General features: G+C 42.6%; 1 protein-coding gene. It reads left to right on the forward strand.

Annotated elements, in window-relative coordinates:
* Positions 1 to 50 precede the first annotated feature (50 nt).
* Positions 51 to 486 (forward strand): HD domain-containing protein (locus AB4496_RS29155; RefSeq protein WP_372133607.1); only part of this gene is annotated, 436 nt, incomplete at its 3' end.

Here is a 486-nt window from a genome sequence, read left to right on the forward strand (position 1 = left end):
GTATTAGCAGCCTAAATATATAAAATATATAAAAATACTAGGCTTAAGTAATGAATCAACATTGCCAAGAGGTAACCGTAGACCTAAGAAAGGCTCTATTTGGTATTGCTAAGGCGCTTGATAACGTCGGTTTTGAAAGCAAAAACCATGGACAGAGGGTGGGTTACATCGCGTATCGATGTGCTCTGAGCGTGGGGTGGGAAGAGGAGCAGGCACAGCTCGCATTTTCGTTAGGGCTAATTCACGACTGCGGAGTGTCGCAAATAGACGAGCAACGTCGACTGAATTCGGGGTTTGTTCCCGACTCGACTTATTACCATTGTCAAAAGGGCTACCAAATTTTAAAGGAGTGCCCTGTTCTTTCTATATTTGCTAAGCCAGTTCTTTATCATCATACCCCTTGGTTAGATCTAAAGACTATGAATATCAGTGAATTAGAAAAGGAACTGGCTGCAGTTGTGATGCTTGCTGACAGAGTTGACTATC

This window comes from Vibrio sp. 10N.222.46.A1 (assembly GCF_041473595.1).
GTDB classification, from domain to species: Bacteria; Pseudomonadota; Gammaproteobacteria; order Enterobacterales; family Vibrionaceae; genus Vibrio; species Vibrio tasmaniensis_A.